Origin of the sequence: Paractinoplanes rhizophilus (assembly GCF_042664765.1) — a bacterium.
In the GTDB taxonomy this organism is placed as follows: domain Bacteria; phylum Actinomycetota; class Actinomycetes; order Mycobacteriales; family Micromonosporaceae; genus Actinoplanes; species Actinoplanes rhizophilus.
In genome coordinates, this window is the sequence record NZ_JBHTBJ010000004.1 from 242157 (window position 1) to 259654 (window position 17498).

A 17498-nucleotide genomic window follows, 5' to 3' on the forward strand; every position below is an offset into this window, starting at 1 on the left:
GTTCCAGAACCGTGCAAGAAGCGACGGCCGGGGATGAATGGGCGCTCACCGCACCAACGGCATGGATCGACAACCGTCGTCGCCCTGGTGGTCGCCGTCCTCGCCGTCTCGTCGTCGGCCCCGCTGATCGCGTTCGCCGCCGCGCCCGCCCTGGCCATCGCGTTCTGGCGCAACGGCCTGGCCGCGGTCGCCCTCACCCCGGTGACCCTCGGGCCGCGCCGCGGCGAGCTCCGCGGCGCCGGCCGCCGCGCTTTGATCTTCGGGCTGCTGGCCGGCGTCGCCCTGGCCGCACATTTCGCGACGTGGATGCCCAGCGTCCAGCTCGGCTCGGTGGCCACCGCGACGGCCCTGGTCGCCACCCAGCCCGTCTGGCAGGGCCTGATCGCCGCCGCCCAGGGCCGCCGTCCGTCGGCCGCCGGCTGGCTGGGCATCGTCGTGGCGGTCGCGGGTGCCGCGTGGGCCACCGGCGCGGACGTCGGTGTGTCCGCGACGGCGGTGCTGGCCGACGTCCTGGCCCTGCTGGGCGCGATCGCCGTGGCCGTGTACACCGCCCTGGGCGAGCAGGCCCGGGCCACGCTGAGCACCACGACGTACACCTGGATCTGCTACGGCACGTGCGCGGCCGTCCTGCTGGCGGTGTGCCTGATCGCCGGCGTCGACCTGGCCGGCTACGACCGGCGTACGTGGGCCGCGATCCTGGCCCTGGTGGCCGGGGCGCAGCTGTTGGGCCACTCGATGTTCAACTACGCCCTCCAGCGCACCTCGGCCACCACGGTCAGCGTGCTGGCCCTGCTCGAGGTGCCCGGGGCCGCCCTGCTGGCCTGGGTGTGGCTGGGTCAGCAGCCGCGGCCCGCCGCCCTGCCCGGCCTGCTGCTGCTCCTGACCGGCGTGGCCGTCGTGATCCTCGGCGCCGCCCGGGCCGGCCGCCCCGCGATCGATCCGGCCCTCGCCGACTAAGGCCTGTCCGGCCACCACCTGGACCTCGCCTCGCTCCCGCGTGATCGGCCGGACCGGCCTGGGTCCGCTTTGGGTGGGTTCGCTCGTTGATCCCGGGTGGGGCGCCGGGTTGGCGGCGGCCGGCGAGGGCGGGTAGAGAGGGGGAATGCGATGTACGGCGGTCGATTCCGGGCGGGTCTCGTGCTCCCGGCGGGCCTTGGGTTTCGGGCGGGCCTTGGGTTTCGGGTGGGCCCTGGGCTCGGGGCGGGTCTCGGGCGCCGGGCGGGCCTGGGGCCGCGGGCGGGCGTCCGGCTCTGGGCGGGCCTGGTGTTCGGGGCGGTCCTCATGATCGGCGGGTGTGGCGGGCCCGGGGACGGGGAGATCGTCGACTCGCCGGGGCTGACCGGGGGCTGGACCACGGCGGGCTGCGGCGTGCCTCGCACCCCCGAGCACGTCACCGTCGGCGGCGTTCAGGTGCCGGTCACGCCGCCCCACCTGGAGGCGGTGATGGGCCGGATCGACCAGGCCGGCCGGGCCCGGTTCGCGGAAAGCTATGCCGGGATCGAGGTCGATCAGGAGCGGGTCCGGGCGATCGTCTACCGCGTGCCGTCGGCCGCCTTCGACGACTTCATCCGCACGTCGGCCGAGGACGCCTGCGTGGTCGTGCGCGACGCCGGCCACTCCACCAAGGACCTGACCCTCTGGCACGACCGGGTGCTGGCCGACCTGCCGTACTGGACCGAGCGGGGAGTCCGCATCGTCAGCCTCGGCGCCCGGCACGACGGCAGCGGCGTCGAGCTCGGCGTCCGCGACGTCGAGGAGGCCCGCCGGCAGTTGCTGGCCCGCTATGGCGTGAAGGCGCCGCTGATCTTCGAAGAGGCCGATCCGGTACGCCCGCTGCCGGCCCCGACCAGCCGCATCGCCCCGCCGCCGGACGAGCCATCGCACGACCGTCCTCGCTGACGGCGGTCGGCCGCATCGCCCGCCGCCGGGCGACCCACCACCCGACCGTCCTGGGCGCGCCCCGCCGCATCCCCGCCACCGGGGGATCATGTCACCAGTTGGGATCGGACTCGCTGAGCGTGACCAGCACGACGATGAGCACGATCGCCGCCACCAGCAGGGCGACCGCGGTCCAGCCGACGATGATGCCGGCCAGCGCCATACCGGCTCCGTTCGTGCCGTTGCGGGCGATCCGCCGACGGGCGACGTGGCCCATGATCGCGCCGACGATCCCCAGGATGCCACCGAAGCCGTACCCGCAGAGGCCCGGCACCGCTGCGCACGAGACGACCAGCGACGCGATCGCCAACCCCTCGGTCTCCGGCGGCCGGTAGAGGTACTGGTAGACCGGCTGGGGGTACTGATACGCCGGCGGGACCGGGTTGTCCGGGGGCGGCGTCGGGTCGGACGGATACGGATAGCTCAATATCGCCTCCGGTGGGTTGTCGGCGACTCACTTTAAACAACGAGGTCACGTACGCCGGTCGTGCGCCACATGGGGGCGATGTTTGCCCAGGCGCATGTGACGGGGCAGGATCGCCGCATGGTCTTCGACGCCCGCTCCGCCAGCGGCAGCCGTTCCCGGCGTGACGCCACCCGGCCCGCGGCCGGCCGCCGGCCGCGCACCACCGTTCCCGACGTCCCCGACACGGCCGATGCCCCGGTGGAGGCAGAGCCCGGCGAGGCGCCCGTGACCCTCCGCCTGGACGGGAAGGTCGCGCTGGTCACCGGCGCGGGCAGCCCCGACGGCATCGGGTACGCGACCGCCCGCCGCCTGCGCGACCTCGGCGCCCGGGTGGCGATCGTCTCGACGACGAGGCGCATCCACGACCGGGCCGCCGAGCTCGGCGTGACCGGTTTCGTGGCCGACCTGACCGACGAGGCCGAGGTGGGCGCGCTGGCCGACGCGATCACCGACCAGCTCGGCGACGTCGAGGTGCTGGTGAACAATGCCGGCCTCGCGAGCCGCGCCTCGCCCGAGGTCCTGCGCCCGGTCGCGCAACTGACCTACGACGAGTGGAAGGCCGAGATCGACCGCAACCTGAGCACGGCGTTCCTGTGCAGCCGCGCCTTCCAGGGCGCGATGGCCGAGCGCGGCTGGGGCCGCATCGTCAACCTGGCCGCGACCGCGGGCCCGGTCAACGCCCTCCCCACCGAGGCCGCGTACGCCGCCGCCAAGGCCGGCGTGGTGGGGCTGACCCGGGCGCTGGCGATGGAGCTGGTCGCCGACGGTGTCAACGTGAACTGCGTGGCCCCCGGCACGATCTACACCGCCGCCTCGACGGTGACCGAGATCAAGCAGGGTCTGGGCACGCCGATCGGCCGCCCCGGCACCCCCGACGAGGTGGCCGCCGCGATCGCGTTCCTCTGCTCCCCGGCCGCTTCGTACATCACCGGCCAGATGCTCGTCGTCGACGGCGGCAACAGCGTCCGTGAGGCCGAATTCCGCTGACCCACCGCTCCGCCCGCCGGGTTGCCGGCGGGCGGAGCGGCGGGCCGTAAGGCCGGCCGGCATCGGCGCGGCCTCGCGGCTCGATGGTGCGCGTGACTCAGGCCCACGCGAGGCTCAGGGCGCGGCGCAACTTTGGCGCGCCGCGTGACTCAGGCGGGCGGGTCGGCGGCCTGACGGTTTGCTTCGTCGGTCGGTCGGCCGGGCTTACCCGGCCGACCGCACCGATCAGTAGGTGCTGTTCATCCCGTTGTTCACGGCGAAGATGATCGCGACCACGTAGAAGGCGCAGACGAGCACGCCGAGGCCGGTGAAGATGTAGCCGAGCCAGAGGCCGGCCGTGGCCAGGCCCTCGCCCTGCTCGCCGGTCTGGCGGATCTGCTTCTTGGCCATGTGGCCGAGGATGATCGCGACCGGCGCGAAGATGAACGCGAACACCAGGGCCAGGATCGCCATCGTGTTCGTGCCCGCCACCGGGACGTAGACCGGTTGCTGATAGCCGGGCTGGCCGTAGGGCTGCTGCCCGTAACCCTGCGGCTGGCCGTATTGCTGGCCGTAGGGCTGGTCACTGGGCGGAGGCTGCCCGTACGGCTGGCCGTAGGGCTGGCCGCTCGATGGCGGCTGGCCGTAGGGCTGCCCACTGGACGGCGGCTGGCCGTACGGTTGTCCGCTGGACGGCTGGGTGGGGTCGCTGGGCTGCCCGTAGGGCTGCTGGGGCTGATATGGATCCGGCGTACCGCCGGACGTCGGATATGTCATGAGGTCCTCCTCGTTCCCCGGCACCGTACTAGCCGGGACAAACGTGGGGACACGATAGGCGTACTCCGTCCCAGGAAGCGACGCCAATCGGACTCAATTTCCCCGATGTCCGCCGGGAAGTTTTGTCAGACTGCCGACGGCCCGCTCGACCGCGAGGCACCGGTCCTCCACGTAGTCGATCCCGGCCTCCTCGGCCAGCCGCCGCGCCTCGGCCGACACGATGCCGCTCTGGAGCCACACCGCGGGCGCCTTGATGGCGATCGCCTGCCGCACGATCTCGACCGCATCGCGCGCCGGCCGGAAGATGTCGACCAGGTCGACCGGCTCCCCGATGTCGGCCAGCGTCGGGACCGCCTTGATGCCGAACACCTCGTCGGCGAAGGGGTTGACCGGAATGATCCGCCACCCGTGCCGGAGCATCTGCAGCGGAACGGTATGCGCCGGCTTGAACGAATCCCGCGAGGCACCCACCACGGCGATGACGTTGGCCTCCGTCAGGATCTGCTGTGCGCTCCTCATGTGATCGACTGTAGTCACGCGCACGGCCCGCGGCCGCTCCGCAGATCACAGCAGAGGGCCCACGGATCACAGCAGGGTCCGCAGATCACAGCAGGGTCAGCTGACGGGGCGGTGGCTCGTCGCCCGATGGCGCGGAGCCGACGTCGCGGATCTGGGCCGGGCTCGGGCGGTGCAGGCCATGCCGGCGAGCGGCCATGCGCACCCGGGCGCCGATCTCGTCCTGGTAAGCCTCCGGGAGGTAGGAGCCCTTGCCGTAGAGCTCGCGATAGCGCGGGGCCAGCTCGGGGTGGCTGCGGGTCAGCCACGACGCGTACCACTCCTTGGCGCCCCGGCGCAGGTGCAGCGGGATGGGGGTGACGCTGACCGCGCCGGCGGCGGCGATGGCGGCGACCGTCTGCTCGATGGACTCGTCGCCGTCGGTGAGGCCGGGGAGGATCGGGGCCATCAGCACGCCGACCTCGAAGCCGGCGTCGGTCAGCCGGCGCACCACGTCGAGCCGGCGGCGCGGGCTGGGCGTGCCGGACTCGACCGAGCGCCAGATGGTCTCGTCGACGAAGCCGACCGAGACCGCGAGGCCGACGCGAGTCACCTCGGCCGCCTGGCGGAGCAGGTCGAGGTCGCGCAAGATCAGCGTGCCCTTGGTCAGGATCGAGAACGGGTTGGCGTGGTCGCGCAGCGCGGCCAGGATCTCGGGCATCAGGCGGTAGCGGCCCTCGGCGCGCTGGTAGACGTCGACGTTGGTGCCCATCGCGATCGGCGCACCGGACCAGCGGGGCGCGGCCAGCTCGCGCCGGATCAGCTCGCCCGCGTTGACCTTGACGACGACCTTGGAGTCGAAGTCGTGGCCGGAATCGAGATCGAGATACGTGTGGGTGTGGCGGGCGAAGCAGTTGTGGCTGACCACGCCGTCGGCGATGAAGTCGCCCGTCCCGGTGGAGATGTCGAACAGCGGGAGCGTGAGCCCGAGGTCGGCGATGTCGACGACGGCGAGCGCTCGGCTCTTGCGCACGCCGACCCCGGAGGCGTCGAGCGGCGCGCCGTCGATGCCGGTGAGGTGCCGGAAGCGCAGCGCCGCCCACAGGTCACGGTCGATCTCGACGGTCGCCGGGGCGCCGGGGCGGGTGACGACCGGGGTCCGGCTGGGCAGGCCGAGCCGGGTGAGCGCATCGATCACCCGGCTGCGGAACAGCTGGTCGCCGCCGGCGAACGTGATGGAGAGCCGGTCGGCCCGGCCGGTCGAGCCGAAGGCTCCGGCGAGAAAGCCTCTGTACCACCCCGACGTGGGCTGCTCGGGCCAGCGCAGAGCCTCGTGGAGCGGGAGGTCCTCGAGGTAGCGATCAGCGCGGGCCCAGACCCCGCTCTTGCGGGACGGACAGCTGCCGGGCACCGAGTGGTGCACGGCGGCGTCGCCGCGGATCAGGCCGCAGAGGAAGCCGGACTGGTAGTCGGGGGTCTCCTTGGGCGGCTCGGCGAAGTGGCCGACCCCGAACATCAGGTCGCCGACGGCGAGGGCCGGCTGGTGCGCGTCGGCGGGGGCGACGTGCCGCCAGCCGCGGTCGGTGAGGAAGCGGTGGTCACCGCTGGCCACCAACCGGGTGCCGTCGGCCAGTGTGACGCGGAAGGCCGGCTTTTGCGTCTGCCAGTGGTCGAGGACAGTGGTGGGCACATAGCGTCGGGTGGCGCCGGCGCCCATCGTGCCCATGATGGCGTCGCCGGGGCGCAGCTCGGCGAGCGGACGGGTGGTGCCGTCGGCCATCAGGATCGGGGTGTCGCCGGCCAGGCAATACGAGCAGGCGTGCGAGCAGCCCCGATAGGGGTTGATGGTCCACTCGAAGGGCACCCGCGATGCGCCGGGCACCCGGTTGATCAAGCTTTTCGCCCGCACCTCGTAGAACGTCATCCCGGCGAAGCCGGGAGTGTCGAAGGTGCGGACGGTGGCGCCGGGCAGCGCCAGCGGCAGGGGTGGAGCCGCCGGCGCTGCCCTGTCCAGGAGCGAGTCGCCGTCGTGGGGAGCCGACAGGTTGGACCATCGCATGGCTGAGATTCGAACACATGTTCGATCAAGTTGTCCACTCGGCGGCGGCGTGTCGCCCGGCGGAAGGACCGGGGCCCGCCGAACGGCGAAATGGCCCGCGGACCGGCAGGTCCGCGGGCCAGGTGCGTACGCCGAGGTCAGTGGCTGTGCGCGGCGAGCTGCTTGCGCACGTCGTCCATGTCGAGCTTCTCGACCTGGTCGATCAGGTTCTCCAGGGCCGACTCCGGAAGGGCGCCGGGCTGCGCGAAGACGATGACGCCGTCGCGAATGGCCATGATCGTCGGGATCGAGCGAATGTCGAACTTCGCGGCGATCGCCTGCTCGGCCTCGGTGTCGACCTTGCCGAAGGTGATGTCCGGGTGCTTCTCCGAGGACCTCTCGTACGTCGGCGCGAACCGGACGCACGGGCCGCACCAGCTGGCCCAGAAGTCGACCAGGACGATGCCGTCCTTGTTGGTGACCTCATCGAAGTTCTCAGCGGTCAGCGCAACCGTCGCCATGATGTCTCCGTCCACGGGAAAATTGGCTTGCGTGCGTTGAAACCCATCGTCAGTCCGCCCCATTCCCGCTCTCCGGGGTGACGACACGTGTCATGCGGCACGATTTCCGAACGCGGTGTTGGTTCTAGACCACCCATCGTAACGATAAGTAGGGAGAGCGCTCTCATTTCCGAGCCAAGTCGTGCCGACTGTTTTCCTGCCGGAGGCCTCGCAAGGCCCCTCCCGGAACCGGTTGCACCCCGGTCTTCCTGCGTAACTCCGGTGAGCGAAGGTAATGGTAAACAAACTTTAATGTGACTTGGGTCACATCTGAAAGTCCTTCACATCGATACGGACGGTAAGGCAGACTTCTTTTCAACAGAGCGTGGGCGGCGGGTGCCGGGGAGGGCCCCGCCGCTCATTGCGTCTCCACACCGCTGGGTAGCGTAACCGCCCATGATTGCGGATGACGGCGAGTCGTCGGTCCCGTCGGCGGTGGCGGCGGGGCCGTCGGACGGATCTGCCGAGGTCGGCGTGGGTCCGTGGGTGGGACAGTGGCCGTCCGATCCGCGGTTCGATCCCGAGTTGCTCGCGCAGGGTGATCGCCGCAACGTCGTGGATCGCTATCGGTATTGGCGGCGTGAGGCCGTCGTGGCCGACCTCGACACCCGCCGGCACGACTTCCACGTGGGGATCGAGAACTGGCAGCACGATCTCAATATCGGCACCGTGGTGCGCAACGCCAACGCGTTCCTCGCGGCCGCGGTGCACATCGTCGGCCAGCGCAGGTGGAACCGGCGCGGCGCCATGGTCACCGACCGGTACCAGCACATCCGGCACCACCCGACCATCGGCGAGTTCGTGGCCTGGGCGGCCGGCGAGGACCTTCCGGTGATCGGGATCGACAACCTGCCCGGCTCGCGCCCGATGGAGACCGTCACGCTGCCCCGCCGGTGCGTCCTGCTCTTCGGCCAGGAGGGTCCCGGCCTCTCCGCCACGGCCCGCTCGGCCTGCAGTCAGTTGTTCTCGATCGCCCAGTACGGCTCCACCCGCTCGATCAACGCCGGGGTGGCGAGCGGCATCGCCATGCATGCCTGGATTCGCGCTCATGCGGGACCCCCGCCGGAGTGAATCTTTCTGATACGTCCGGGTTCTGCGGATCCGCTTGACGAGGGCTTCGCGGCCCCGCACCGTAGGTGTGTGGGTGTCACGGTGAGTTGCCCCAGGTGCGGCGCGCAGGTCCGGAAGCCGGATCTGATGCACAGCGCCTGGCGCTGCGACAACTGCGGTGACGTCCCGCCCTTCCACGTGGCCGAGCACATCAACGCCGAGATCGTCGAGAGCATGATCCGGCAGCGGTCGCCGAGGTCGGAGACGGTGCCGTTCTGGTGCCCGTGGCCGCTGCCCGCCGGCTGGATGGTGACCGGCGCCGGCTGGGCGGGTGACGACCGATTGGGCGTACGCGCGAGCGCGATCGCCTGCAGCGGGCCGGAGCCCCTCGGCGGCGGACCGGCCGATGTGGTCCTGATCGCCGAGCTTCCCGGCGTCGGGCTGGGCACCCGGTTCGCCGGTATCCCGGGCATCGACCCCGGATATCTGCTCACCGAGGCGCTGGCCGGCCCGAGTGGACACCCCGGCCCGCACGCCAAGATCAAGGCAGCCGGCCATCCCACTCCACTGTGGTGCGTCAAGTCCCCGGAAGATCGAAGCGCCTACGTGAGTGAGGCCAAAGGAATGTGGCTCTATGCGGTAGCGTGGCCCGCAAGCGCGGGTTACTTTCTCGCGGAGCACGTCGTACTGCACGACCTCTCCGAGGGGGTGCCGCCCGAGCTCGTGTACGGAGCGCCGTCGCCGTACCTGCACGGCCGGGCCTGATTCGAGGGGCCTGACCTGCGGTTTCGGTATCGGCTTTTCGGTCACATTGTTCACACGGAGCGACGAAGCTGATACCGTCAGTACCGTCGGCGCTGACCGTCACCCGCACCTACAGGAGAAGGCCCGCCATGGTCAAGAAGGTTCTCACCTGGCTCGGTATCGCGTTCTTGATCTTTTTCATCGCCTTCAACCCGAACTCGGCGGCGGATGTGTTCGCCTCCCTCGGAGGGACGATCGCCGATATTGCCCGGGGCTTCGGCCAGTTCTTCACGAACCTCGTCGCTTAGCATCTCTACATGGGTGGTCCTGCTGAGCCGCACGAGCCTCGAGACGAGGGTGCTGGGCGCCCTCGGGACGACGACGAGAGCTTCGGGTACGAAGATCCCGCGTTCGACGATCCCGCGTACGCCCGCCGGCGTCCCTATTCGGACGGTCCCGGTTTCAGTCCGGATGCGGGCTACAGCCCGGACGCGGGATACAGCCCCGATGCGGGCTACGCGACCGACGCCGGCGAGTACGAGCCGCCCATCATCACCCAGGAGGAGCTGGCCGGCCTCGGTGAGGGCGGCGGTGGCGGCCCCCGCCGGGTGCTCCCGCTGGAGGACGAGCCGACCACCCTGGTCGCGCGGTACCTCTTCCCGACCGAGCGCTATCGCGGCGAGTGGAAGAGGCACTGGATCCACCTCTCCACCCCGCTGCTGATCGGCGCCGGCGCCACGCTCGCGCTGGGCTATCTGGCCGGCTTCCTCACCCGCCAGCACATCGACGGCCTGGTGACGGTCGCGGTGCTGATCTGGCTGGGCGTGATCGGCTGGGTCGCGTGGCGGGTCTTCGACTGGTACTTCGACCGCTTCATCCTGACCAACAAGCGGGTGATGGTGGTCAACGGGATCGTCACCCGGCGGGTGGCGATGATGCCCCTCCTTCGGGTGACCGACATGAAGTACGAGCAGTCCGCGCTGGGCCGCATGCTCAGCTACGGCACGTTCGTCCTCGAGTCGGCCGGCCAGGACCAGGCGCTCCGCGAGGTCAAGCACCTGCCCAACCCCAACGAGCTCTACCTGAGGGTCGTCGAGGAGATGTACGAGCCGCAGGCCGTCGAAGCGCGGCTGGGCAAGGACGGCGACGGCGACGACGCCTGATGGCCGACGCCTGCCGGGTGAATTCCCTGGTGGGCGTGTGACGAAGGGATCTCGCATCCGCCCGGTCGCCGGTTGTGCGCGGCCGGTAGCGTTTTCGGGTGACCAGAATCGACCTGCACTGCCACTCGACCGCCAGCGACGGCACCCTGACACCCGCGCAACTGGTCACGGCGGGTGCGCGCGCGGGTCTCGACGTCATGGCGATCACCGATCACGACACCACCGGCGGGTGGGCCGAGGCCGCCGCGGCGCGTCCCGAGGGGCTGACGCTGGTGCGCGGCGCCGAGCTGTCCTGCCGCTGGTTCGGCGGCGGCGAGTGGCCGATTGCGCTGCACCTGCTCGCCTACCTGTTCGATCCGGCCGAGCCGCGACTGGCCGCCGACCTGTTCGCCCTGCGCACCGACCGCGAGCAGCGCGCCGAGAAGATCGTCACCAAGCTGCGCGCCGACGGGGTACCGATCACCTGGGACGAGGTGCGGGGCTATGCGGCGGGCGGGTCGGTCGGCCGGCCGCACATCGCCCAGGCACTGATCCGGGCCGGGCTGGTCGGCACGACGAACGAGGCGTTCGCCTCCCGATGGCTGGGCGCGCGGTATTTCGTACCCAAAGCTGATCTTGATGTTTTTGAAGCCGTGCGTGCGGTGCGTGCCGCGGGCGGGGTGCCGGTGTTCGCGCATCCGCGGGCGACGTCACGCGGGCGGGTGGTGCCCGATCAGCTGATCGCCGACCTCGCCGAGGTGGGCCTGTTCGGACTCGAGGCCGACCACGAAGATCATTCGCCCGCCGAGCGGGCGCACGTGCGGGCTCTGGCGGAAGGCTTGGGCTTGGTGGTCACCGGATCTTCCGACTTTCACGGTACGCACAAGACGGTCCAGCTAGGCGCGTTCACCACCGCGCCCGAGGCGTACGAGAAAATTGTCTCCGCCGCGACCGGCGTCCCTGTGCTCGGGTGACCCGCGCCGCACCGGCCTGCGTGACCGGCGCGGCAACCCCTACCTTGATCGGGTGAATCTGAAGTTCCTCGGCGAGGTCTACGTGACCCTGTTGGTCATTGTCGACCCGCCCGGCATGGTGCCGGTCTTCCTGGCGCTGACCGGGACGATGCCGTCCCGGGCCCGGATGAAGGCCGGCACCCAGGCGGTGCTGCTCGCCCTCGGGGTCATCGTGGGCTTCGCGGTCGCCGGGCAGACGCTGCTCGACTACCTGCACGTCGAGTTGCCCGCGCTGCAGGGCGCCGGCGGCCTGCTGCTTGTGCTCGTCGCGTTGCAGCTGCTCACCGGCAAGACCGACGAGCCCGCCGAGCAGGGCGGCGGCACCAGCAACGTGGCGCTCGTCCCGATCGGCACCCCGCTGCTCGCCGGGCCCGGCGCGATCGTCGCCACCATGCTGTTCGTCCAGCGTGCCGACGGTCTCACCGACTACACGGTGATCGGCATCGGCATCCTGCTGGTGATGCTCACCGTGTGGGTCGTCCTGCGCTTCTCCGGGGTGATCGTCAAGCTGCTCCGCCCGGCCGGCATCGAGGTGCTGACCCGGATCGCCGGGCTGCTGCTCGCGGCCATCGCCGTGCAGTTGATCGCCGACGCGGTGGACTCGTTCGTGAAGTTGTACGCCGCGGCCTTCGCCTTCGCCTGAGTTCGGGACGCGGTGGACGCCTTCGTGGAGTTGTACGCCGCGGCCTTCGCCGGAGTTTTTGTCGGGGGGTGCTGGCAGGATTACCCCGTGGCCTTCACCAGATCCGCCAGGGCGGTTCCCGAGCAGCTCGGCTTCGACGGCATGCCCGAGCGGCTGTTCGTCTGCACCCCGAGCAAGCTGGGCACGTTCATCGACTGTCCCCGGCGGTACAGGTATTCCTACGTCGACCGGCCCACTCCGGCCAAGGGCGCGCCCTGGGCACACAACTCGCTGGGCGCGAGCGTCCACACGGCGCTGAAGAATTGGTATGCGCTGCCGGCCGACCGGCGCGCGCCCGATGCGCTGCCCAGCCTGCTCCGGGCCACCTGGGTGCGCGAGGGCTATCGCGACGTCGAGCAGGAACGAGGGACGTACCGCGCGGCCATGGGCTGGCTGAAGACATATGTGGCCGGCCTCGACCCGCTGGCGGAGCCGCTCGGGGTGGAGCGGGTGGTCGCGACCAAGACGTCGGTGCTCGCCTTCAACGGCCGCGCCGACCGCATCGACGCCCGCGACGGGGAAGCGGTGATCGTCGACTACAAGACGGGCCGCTCCGGGCTCGACGCCGACGACGCCCGGGGGTCGCAGGCGCTCGCGCTGTATGCGTGGGCCGCGCAGAAGGTGTTCCGGCGGCCGTGTCACCGGGTCGAGCTGCACCACCTGCCGAGCGGGACGGTCGCCGCCCATGAGCACACCGAGGAGTCGCTGGCCCGGCAGGTGCGGCGCGCCGAGGAGACGGCCCAAGACATCGTCGCGGCCGAGCGGGCGGTCGCCGGCGGGGCCGATCCCGACGCGGAGTTTCCGGTCAATCCGGGGTCGCTGTGCAGTTGGTGCGACTTCCGCCGGGTTTGTCCGGCGGGGCAGGAGGCGCCGGTCCGGGAGCCGTGGGCGGCGGTGGAGCATTTGGGCAGCTGATGGGCTTGCGCGGCGGGGATGGGCACCGGCTGACGGGATGAGCCGATGACCGGCCGGTCGACGGCTGACTGGCTGGCTGACTGACTGGCTGGCCGACGGCTGACTGGCCGGCTGACTGGCCGGCCGACGGCTGGCTGACTGGCCGGCCGACGGCTGGCTGACTGGCCGGCCGACGGCTGGCTGACTGGCCGGCCGACGGCTGGCTGACTGGCCGGCCGACGGCTGTCTGGCTGGCCCCGCCGCTCGCTGACGGGGTGAGCGGCTGGGCGAGGGCACCGCTGCCCTTCCGGTGGCAGCCGTGGGCGGTTGGCGTGCCGCAGCTGTCTGCGGCCGTTGCTTGCCGCCGCGCTCTGTTACTGCTCGTCGCGCTTTGTTGCTGCTCGTGGCGCCGTGTGGCTGCTCCTGGCGCCGTCGCCGCGCGTTGCTGCCTTCGCCGCGATGCTTTTGTCGCGATCGCTTTGTCGCGGTCGTCGCGCGTTGCTGCTGTTGTCCTGTCTCGGCCGTTGCCGGTGCGGCTTGGCTGGTCAGGAGGCGGTGATGCCGGCGGCGGACGCTCGGGCCAGGGCGGCCTCGCGCATGGGGGCCACGCGGAGGCTTCGTGGGATGGTCGAGAGGACCGAGGAGAGCAGCAGGCGCAGGCCGCGGGCGGAGAGGTCGGCCGTGCGGTCGGTGGTGGGCCAGCCCAGGCCGCCGTACATGCGGCGGGCCCAGGGCGGCAGCATGGCGATCGCGGTCGCCGCTATGCCGAAGTAGGCCCAGCGGGTCGGGCCCAGGGACAGGCCGAGGCGCACGGCTCGGCTGCCCCAGTTCCGCGGGACCGGCGGGAGGGTCAGGAACATCGCGGTCTCGACGCTGTCCCTGGTCAGGCTGAGGCGGGGCTGCATCTCGGCGTAGTAGGCGTCCACCTGGTCGGCCGTGGCGGGGACGGTGGCGGGGTCGAGGCCCATCAGCTCGGCGGCGAGCAGTTGCTCGGTGTAGTAGCCGTCGATCTCCGCGGGCGTCAGGCGGACGCCGGCTCGGGTCGCGGTGGTCAGGAACGACTCGACCTCGGCCACGTGCACCCAGCGCAGCAGCTCGGGCTCGTCCAGCGGGAACCGCTCGCCGGTGCGCGGGTCGACCGCGGTCATCCGGGAGTGCAGGCGGCGCACCCGGGCGGCGATCTTGTGGACCTCGTCGGTGGTGCCCCAGACGACCGTGCCGACGTAGGCGGAGGTGCGGGTCAGCCGGCCCCAGGGGTCGGCGCGATAGCTGGAGTTCTGCGCGACGGCCGCCACCGCTCGGGGGTGCAATGCCTGGAGGTAGAGCGAGCGCAGCCCGCCGAGCAGCAGAATCGGTTCCCGATGCAGTTTCCAGGTGACGGAGTCCGGTCCGAACAGCCCCAAGTCCCCACTCATGCGAACAAGGTTGCCACGGAAACCCGAAAAACTTGAACCTGTTCAGAAAAGGGACCCGCGCGGGTCCCGGCGCTCACCGAGCGATCAGACTGCCTCGTCCACCCGGCGGCGGGCCTGGCAATCGGGGCACAAACCCCAGAAGGTGACCTCGGCCTCGTCGACCTCGAAGCCCTGCGCCTCCTGCGGGGTCAGGCAGGGGCGCTCGCCGACCGCGCAGTCGACGTCGGCGATCGCGCCGCACCCCCGGCAGACGATGTGGTGATGGTTGTCGCCCACCCGTGCCTCGAAGCGGGCCGGGCTGCCGGCCGGCTCGATGCGCCGGGCCAGGCCGGCCCGGGAGAGAGCGCCGAGCACGTCGTAGACGGCCTGGGTGGAAACCGACTCGAGGCGGGCGCGGGCGCGGCCCGCGATCTCTTCCACCTCGAGGTGGCCGCCCTCGGCGAGGACCTCCAGCACGGCAAGGCGCGGCCGGGTGACGCGGAGGCCGTGCCTGCGTAGAAGATCGTCGTTGCCGGACATCCGTCCATGACAGCACGCTTCACGGCAAACCCCAACTAGTGACCTTGCGAGCCGGGCCGTTCTGGTGGGATGTCACGGGATCGGTCTGCCGGTGAACCGGAACGGGCGGAACGGCGTAAGCGCACACAGCGGATGTTTGCGCCGTCAGACACTCTCGGGCTGACGGTCCGTTCATGATCGAGGAGGCGTCTTGTTCGACCAGATCAACGGCCTGCCCGTGCACGCGCTCGTGCTGCACGCGGCGGTCGTCTTCGTTCCGCTCCTGGCCCTCGGCGCCATTGTCTACGCGCTCGTGGCCCCGTGGCGCTCGAAGATCGGCTGGGCCGTCCTGCTGCTCGGGATAGTCGCGCCGATCTCGACGTTCGTCGCCAAGGAGTCCGGCGAGGAGCTCTACGACCGGCTGATCAGCCAGGGTGTCAAGGGCCGGGGCAAGGAGATTCTCGACGACCACATGCACTTCGGCACGATGACCTTCTGGTTCTCGCTGGCGCTGGGCCTGGTCAGCATCGTGGCGGTCGTGCTCAGCCGGGGCTCGGGATCGACCCCCAAGGTCGTCCAATGGGTTCTGGCGGCGGCGATGGTGGTGCTGGGCCTGTTCGCGGGCTACTACGTCTTCCGCACCGGCGACGCGGGCGCCACCGCCGTGTGGGGGTCCTACTGACGGGCCGCTGGTCAGAAGGCGGCCGCTGATCAGAAGATGGCCCGGGCGCAGAGCAGGCAGATGAGGATCACCGCGATGGCGCCGGCCACGAGGCCCACGCCGTAGGTGACCGTGCGCGCGGAGCCCTCGGCGTCGTCGAGGGCGTCCATGTCCTGCGGGGGCAGGGCGCGCGGGGCCGGCGGCTGGGCGATCGTGGGCGGGCGCCAGTCCGGCGGCGGTGGGGTCGCGCGGGGCGGACCTTGGTAGCCCGGGCCCGGGGCGGGCGAGGGCGCCGGGGCCGGCGGCGGGCTCGGCGGGGTGGACGCGGGGTCGGGGCGCTGCCAGTACGCGTCGTCCGGGACGCCGGTGGGGGAGCTCACGTTCACCGACGGTACAGCCGGAGGGGGAAGACGGTCGCGGCGGCGCGGCTTACCCTCGTAGCCGTGGACATCCTGGATGAGCCCGAGCGCGACCACGACGCCGAGCGCGAGGTCGACTTCGAGCCGGAAGAGGCGGCCGTGCTGCCCGATCAGACCCGCGATGACACCGAGCGGGGCTGGGGCGAGCGCGGGGACAACAACGACGACCGGCTCTGGGAGGACCGCCCGCCGCACTGGGGCTGAGCCGGCGTCCAGCAGCGTGCGTCGATGAGGATGACGCCGCGGCCGTGGGGGCACCCTGCGAGGGTCGGCCGCGGCGTCTCCCCGGCCGGTGCGAGACCGGCGGGGTGACCACGACGCGACGGCGGCGGTTGCCGGCAGCGCGGCGACCGCCGCGACACGCAGCATGGTGCCGCGGGACGTACGGCGGCGGCGAACAGGGTCGGGGCGCGCCCGGGGATCCGGTGGCCCGTACCGCGATCTCGCGGATGTGCCCATCGCCCGTTCCTCCCGTCCCGCCGACACGTCGTGGTCGGTGCGGACGTTAGGCCGGATCGGAGATCGCTCGCTCGGGGCCTGTGGACAGCCCGGAACTGTGGACAACCCGCGGCGGCGGCGATGACTTTGGTATGCGCCGCGGGGTCAGGACGCGGCGGCGGCCTTCGCGCTCCCGGACGAAGAGCCCGCGGACGACGCCGACGACGTCGAGGACGATGAGCCTGAGGACGAGCCAGCGGACGGCGTGGCGGAGGTCGAGGCCGGGGTCGAGGACGCGTCCGCCGGCTTCTTGTCGGCGCCGTTGGACTTCTCCGTGCTCACCGCGCCCGAGCGGGAGTCGTTGCGATAGAAGCCGGAGCCCTTGAAGACGATGCCGACCGAGTTGAAGACCTTGCGGAGCTTGCCATGGCAGGCGGGGCACTCGGTGAGGGCCGCGTCGGAGAACGACTGAACCGCCTCGAGCTGGTGACCGCACTCGGTGCAGGCGTACTGGTAGGTAGGCACGGCTCCTCCGGATCTGTCGGCTGCTGGCACTCGCCAACTCCGAGTGCCAATGTTGCGCCATCGGAGGTCATTTCGTCCACTCGGCTGTGTGGCTGAGACTCAAGCCACCGCGAGGCATGATCACACCGCGCGGCTGAGACGCAGGCCACCGCTAGGGGTGATCACGCCGTGCACCACGCGGTCGTGCGGCTCGGCCGGCACCGCGTCGAGCAACTCGCCGTCGTGCAGCAGTGCGAGCACCAGCGGCGGCGCCGAGCGGGGCAGCCGGGCCAGCGCCCGATCGTAGGAACCGCCGCCCCGGCCCATCCGGATGCCGGCCCGCGAGACGGCCAGCGCCGGGACCAGCACGAGATCGGCGGACGCGACCGCGGACACGCCGAGCCGCAAGCCGGGTGGTTCGAGCAGGCCGAGCGGCCCGGGCGCGAGCGAACCGGAGAACTCGGCCCAGTCGAGGTCCCGGGAGGGCAGGAGGACAGGCAGCAGAACCCGGGCGTGTGCGGCCAGGACGGCGGGCAGGTCGGCGCCGCCGGGTTCCGGACCGATCGGGACATACGCCGCGATCGTGGACGGGTGCTCACGGCGTACGAAATCAAGAATTTGACCTTGAAGTTGAGACGCCGCGCGGGAGCGGTCGCGGACGGTGAGCGCTCGACGTGCGGTAATCAGTTGACCGCGCAGCGCGATCTTGGCTGCTCGTGGTGCTTCTTCGTCACCGGTTAAATCGGGCATGCAACACCCCCTTTCAAAAAGCGGCAAACGGCGCACACTATGTCAGCA

At 71.2% G+C, this 17498-nt stretch carries 22 protein-coding genes; 12 read left to right on the top strand and 10 right to left on the bottom strand.

Annotation, left to right across the window (positions count from 1 at the left end):
- The first annotated feature begins 33 nt into the window (after positions 1-33).
- Together ACFQS1_RS08665 and ACFQS1_RS08670 are read left to right on the top strand one after the other, a co-directional pair.
- Complete coding sequence (locus ACFQS1_RS08665; RefSeq protein WP_378965675.1) at positions 34-957, top strand: DMT family transporter; 924 nt, start codon at positions 34-36, stop codon at positions 955-957.
- A 225-nt stretch (positions 958-1182) separates the two neighbouring features.
- Positions 1183-1899, top strand: a complete 717-nt coding sequence (locus ACFQS1_RS08670) for a hypothetical protein (protein WP_378965676.1) — start codon at positions 1183-1185, stop codon at positions 1897-1899.
- 91 nt (positions 1900-1990) lie between these two features.
- Here ACFQS1_RS08670 and ACFQS1_RS08675 read toward each other — a convergent pair whose 3' ends face one another.
- Positions 1991-2365 carry a DUF4190 domain-containing protein gene (locus ACFQS1_RS08675; RefSeq protein WP_378965677.1) on the bottom strand — a complete coding sequence of 125 codons (375 nt, stop codon included), beginning with the start codon at positions 2363-2365 and terminating at the stop codon, positions 1991-1993.
- A gap of 117 nt (positions 2366-2482) precedes the next feature.
- Between ACFQS1_RS08675 and ACFQS1_RS08680 the strand changes: the two genes are divergently transcribed.
- Positions 2483-3391, top strand: a complete 909-nt coding sequence (locus tag ACFQS1_RS08680) for an SDR family NAD(P)-dependent oxidoreductase (RefSeq protein WP_378965678.1) — start codon at positions 2483-2485, stop codon at positions 3389-3391.
- 225 nt (positions 3392-3616) lie between these two features.
- Here the strand turns inward: ACFQS1_RS08680 and ACFQS1_RS08685 are convergent, their stop codons facing one another.
- From ACFQS1_RS08685 to trxA, 4 genes are all read right to left on the bottom strand, one after another.
- The gene (locus tag ACFQS1_RS08685; protein ID WP_378965679.1) at positions 3617-4147 is read right to left on the bottom strand and encodes a DUF4190 domain-containing protein; all 531 of its coding nucleotides are present in this window, start codon (positions 4145-4147) and stop codon (positions 3617-3619) included.
- Positions 4148-4240: 93 nt separating this feature from the next.
- Positions 4241-4666, bottom strand: coding sequence for a CoA-binding protein (locus ACFQS1_RS08690; RefSeq protein ID WP_378965680.1), 426 nt, complete (start codon positions 4664-4666; stop codon positions 4241-4243).
- A gap of 85 nt (positions 4667-4751) precedes the next feature.
- Positions 4752-6701, bottom strand: coding sequence for an intein-containing Rv2578c family radical SAM protein (locus tag ACFQS1_RS08695; protein WP_378965681.1), 1950 nt, complete (start codon positions 6699-6701; stop codon positions 4752-4754).
- A 137-nt stretch (positions 6702-6838) separates the two neighbouring features.
- Positions 6839-7201 (bottom strand): thioredoxin, encoded by a 363-nt coding sequence (gene trxA, locus ACFQS1_RS08700; RefSeq protein WP_378965682.1) that lies wholly within the window; start codon positions 7199-7201, stop codon positions 6839-6841.
- 435 nt (positions 7202-7636) lie between these two features.
- Between trxA and ACFQS1_RS08705 the strand changes: the two genes are divergently transcribed.
- From ACFQS1_RS08705 to ACFQS1_RS08735, 7 genes are all read left to right on the top strand, one after another.
- Positions 7637-8311, top strand: coding sequence for a TrmH family RNA methyltransferase (locus ACFQS1_RS08705; protein ID WP_378965683.1), 675 nt, complete (start codon positions 7637-7639; stop codon positions 8309-8311).
- Between the two features lie 81 nt (positions 8312-8392).
- Positions 8393-9055 carry a DUF6758 family protein gene (locus tag ACFQS1_RS08710; protein ID WP_378965684.1) on the top strand — a complete coding sequence of 221 codons (663 nt, stop codon included), beginning with the start codon at positions 8393-8395 and terminating at the stop codon, positions 9053-9055.
- 128 nt (positions 9056-9183) lie between these two features.
- Positions 9184-9342 carry a hypothetical protein gene (locus ACFQS1_RS08715; protein ID WP_378965685.1) on the top strand — a complete coding sequence of 53 codons (159 nt, stop codon included), beginning with the start codon at positions 9184-9186 and terminating at the stop codon, positions 9340-9342.
- A 9-nt stretch (positions 9343-9351) separates the two neighbouring features.
- The gene (locus tag ACFQS1_RS08720) at positions 9352-10197 is read left to right on the top strand and encodes a PH domain-containing protein (protein WP_378965686.1); all 846 of its coding nucleotides are present in this window, start codon (positions 9352-9354) and stop codon (positions 10195-10197) included.
- A 98-nt stretch (positions 10198-10295) separates the two neighbouring features.
- Positions 10296-11150 carry a PHP domain-containing protein gene (locus ACFQS1_RS08725; protein ID WP_378965687.1) on the top strand — a complete coding sequence of 285 codons (855 nt, stop codon included), beginning with the start codon at positions 10296-10298 and terminating at the stop codon, positions 11148-11150.
- Between the two features lie 52 nt (positions 11151-11202).
- Positions 11203-11832, top strand: coding sequence for a MarC family protein (locus ACFQS1_RS08730; protein WP_378965688.1), 630 nt, complete (start codon positions 11203-11205; stop codon positions 11830-11832).
- A gap of 141 nt (positions 11833-11973) precedes the next feature.
- Positions 11974-12786: a RecB family exonuclease gene (locus ACFQS1_RS08735; RefSeq protein ID WP_378965777.1), complete on the top strand. Its 813-nt coding sequence runs from the start codon at positions 11974-11976 to the stop codon at positions 12784-12786.
- 524 nt (positions 12787-13310) lie between these two features.
- Here the strand turns inward: ACFQS1_RS08735 and ACFQS1_RS08740 are convergent.
- Positions 13311-14180, bottom strand: a complete 870-nt coding sequence (locus ACFQS1_RS08740; protein ID WP_378965689.1) for an oxygenase MpaB family protein — start codon at positions 14178-14180, stop codon at positions 13311-13313.
- A gap of 84 nt (positions 14181-14264) precedes the next feature.
- The gene (locus ACFQS1_RS08745) at positions 14265-14699 is read right to left on the bottom strand and encodes a Fur family transcriptional regulator (RefSeq protein ID WP_378965690.1); all 435 of its coding nucleotides are present in this window, start codon (positions 14697-14699) and stop codon (positions 14265-14267) included.
- A gap of 190 nt (positions 14700-14889) precedes the next feature.
- Here ACFQS1_RS08745 and ACFQS1_RS08750 point away from each other — a divergent pair, with 190 nt between their 5' ends.
- Complete coding sequence (locus ACFQS1_RS08750; RefSeq protein ID WP_378965691.1) at positions 14890-15360, top strand: DUF2231 domain-containing protein; 471 nt, start codon at positions 14890-14892, stop codon at positions 15358-15360.
- 29 nt (positions 15361-15389) lie between these two features.
- Here ACFQS1_RS08750 and ACFQS1_RS08755 read toward each other — a convergent pair whose 3' ends face one another.
- Positions 15390-15719 (bottom strand): translation initiation factor 2, encoded by a 330-nt coding sequence (locus tag ACFQS1_RS08755; protein ID WP_378965692.1) that lies wholly within the window; start codon positions 15717-15719, stop codon positions 15390-15392.
- A 63-nt stretch (positions 15720-15782) separates the two neighbouring features.
- Between ACFQS1_RS08755 and ACFQS1_RS08760 the strand changes: the two genes are divergently transcribed.
- Positions 15783-15962, top strand: coding sequence for a hypothetical protein (locus ACFQS1_RS08760; RefSeq protein WP_378965693.1), 180 nt, complete (start codon positions 15783-15785; stop codon positions 15960-15962).
- 399 nt (positions 15963-16361) lie between these two features.
- On the opposite strand, the gene ACFQS1_RS08765 is transcribed toward ACFQS1_RS08760, so the two are convergent.
- Together ACFQS1_RS08765 and ACFQS1_RS08770 are read right to left on the bottom strand one after the other, a co-directional pair.
- On the bottom strand, positions 16362-16721 hold the full coding sequence (locus ACFQS1_RS08765; RefSeq protein WP_378965694.1) for an FmdB family zinc ribbon protein: 360 nt from the start codon (positions 16719-16721) through the stop codon (positions 16362-16364).
- A 120-nt stretch (positions 16722-16841) separates the two neighbouring features.
- On the bottom strand, positions 16842-17450 hold the full coding sequence (locus tag ACFQS1_RS08770) for a 5-formyltetrahydrofolate cyclo-ligase (RefSeq protein WP_378965695.1): 609 nt from the start codon (positions 17448-17450) through the stop codon (positions 16842-16844).
- Positions 17451-17498: the final 48 nt, after the last annotated feature.

Bases quoted from the DNA above. Each gene is read 5' to 3' on its own strand.
- ACFQS1_RS08740 (WP_378965689.1), bottom strand. From the start codon at position 14,180: ATGAGTGGGGACTTGGGGCTGTTCGGACCGGACTCCGTCACCTGGAAA.
- ACFQS1_RS08680 (WP_378965678.1), top strand. From the start codon at position 2,483: ATGGTCTTCGACGCCCGCTCCGCCAGCGGCAGCCGTTCCCGGCGTGAC.
- ACFQS1_RS08695 (WP_378965681.1), bottom strand. From the start codon at position 6,701: ATGCGATGGTCCAACCTGTCGGCTCCCCACGACGGCGACTCGCTCCTG.
- ACFQS1_RS08685 (WP_378965679.1), bottom strand. From the start codon at position 4,147: ATGACATATCCGACGTCCGGCGGTACGCCGGATCCATATCAGCCCCAG.
- trxA (WP_378965682.1), bottom strand. From the start codon at position 7,201: ATGGCGACGGTTGCGCTGACCGCTGAGAACTTCGATGAGGTCACCAAC.
- ACFQS1_RS08720 (WP_378965686.1), top strand. From the start codon at position 9,352: ATGGGTGGTCCTGCTGAGCCGCACGAGCCTCGAGACGAGGGTGCTGGG.
- ACFQS1_RS08705 (WP_378965683.1), top strand. From the start codon at position 7,637: ATGATTGCGGATGACGGCGAGTCGTCGGTCCCGTCGGCGGTGGCGGCG.
- ACFQS1_RS08665 (WP_378965675.1), top strand. From the start codon at position 34: ATGAATGGGCGCTCACCGCACCAACGGCATGGATCGACAACCGTCGTC.
- ACFQS1_RS08715 (WP_378965685.1), top strand. From the start codon at position 9,184: ATGGTCAAGAAGGTTCTCACCTGGCTCGGTATCGCGTTCTTGATCTTT.
- ACFQS1_RS08770 (WP_378965695.1), bottom strand. From the start codon at position 17,450: ATGCCCGATTTAACCGGTGACGAAGAAGCACCACGAGCAGCCAAGATC.
- ACFQS1_RS08690 (WP_378965680.1), bottom strand. From the start codon at position 4,666: ATGAGGAGCGCACAGCAGATCCTGACGGAGGCCAACGTCATCGCCGTG.
- ACFQS1_RS08745 (WP_378965690.1), bottom strand. From the start codon at position 14,699: ATGTCCGGCAACGACGATCTTCTACGCAGGCACGGCCTCCGCGTCACC.
- ACFQS1_RS08735 (WP_378965777.1), top strand. From the start codon at position 11,974: ATGCCCGAGCGGCTGTTCGTCTGCACCCCGAGCAAGCTGGGCACGTTC.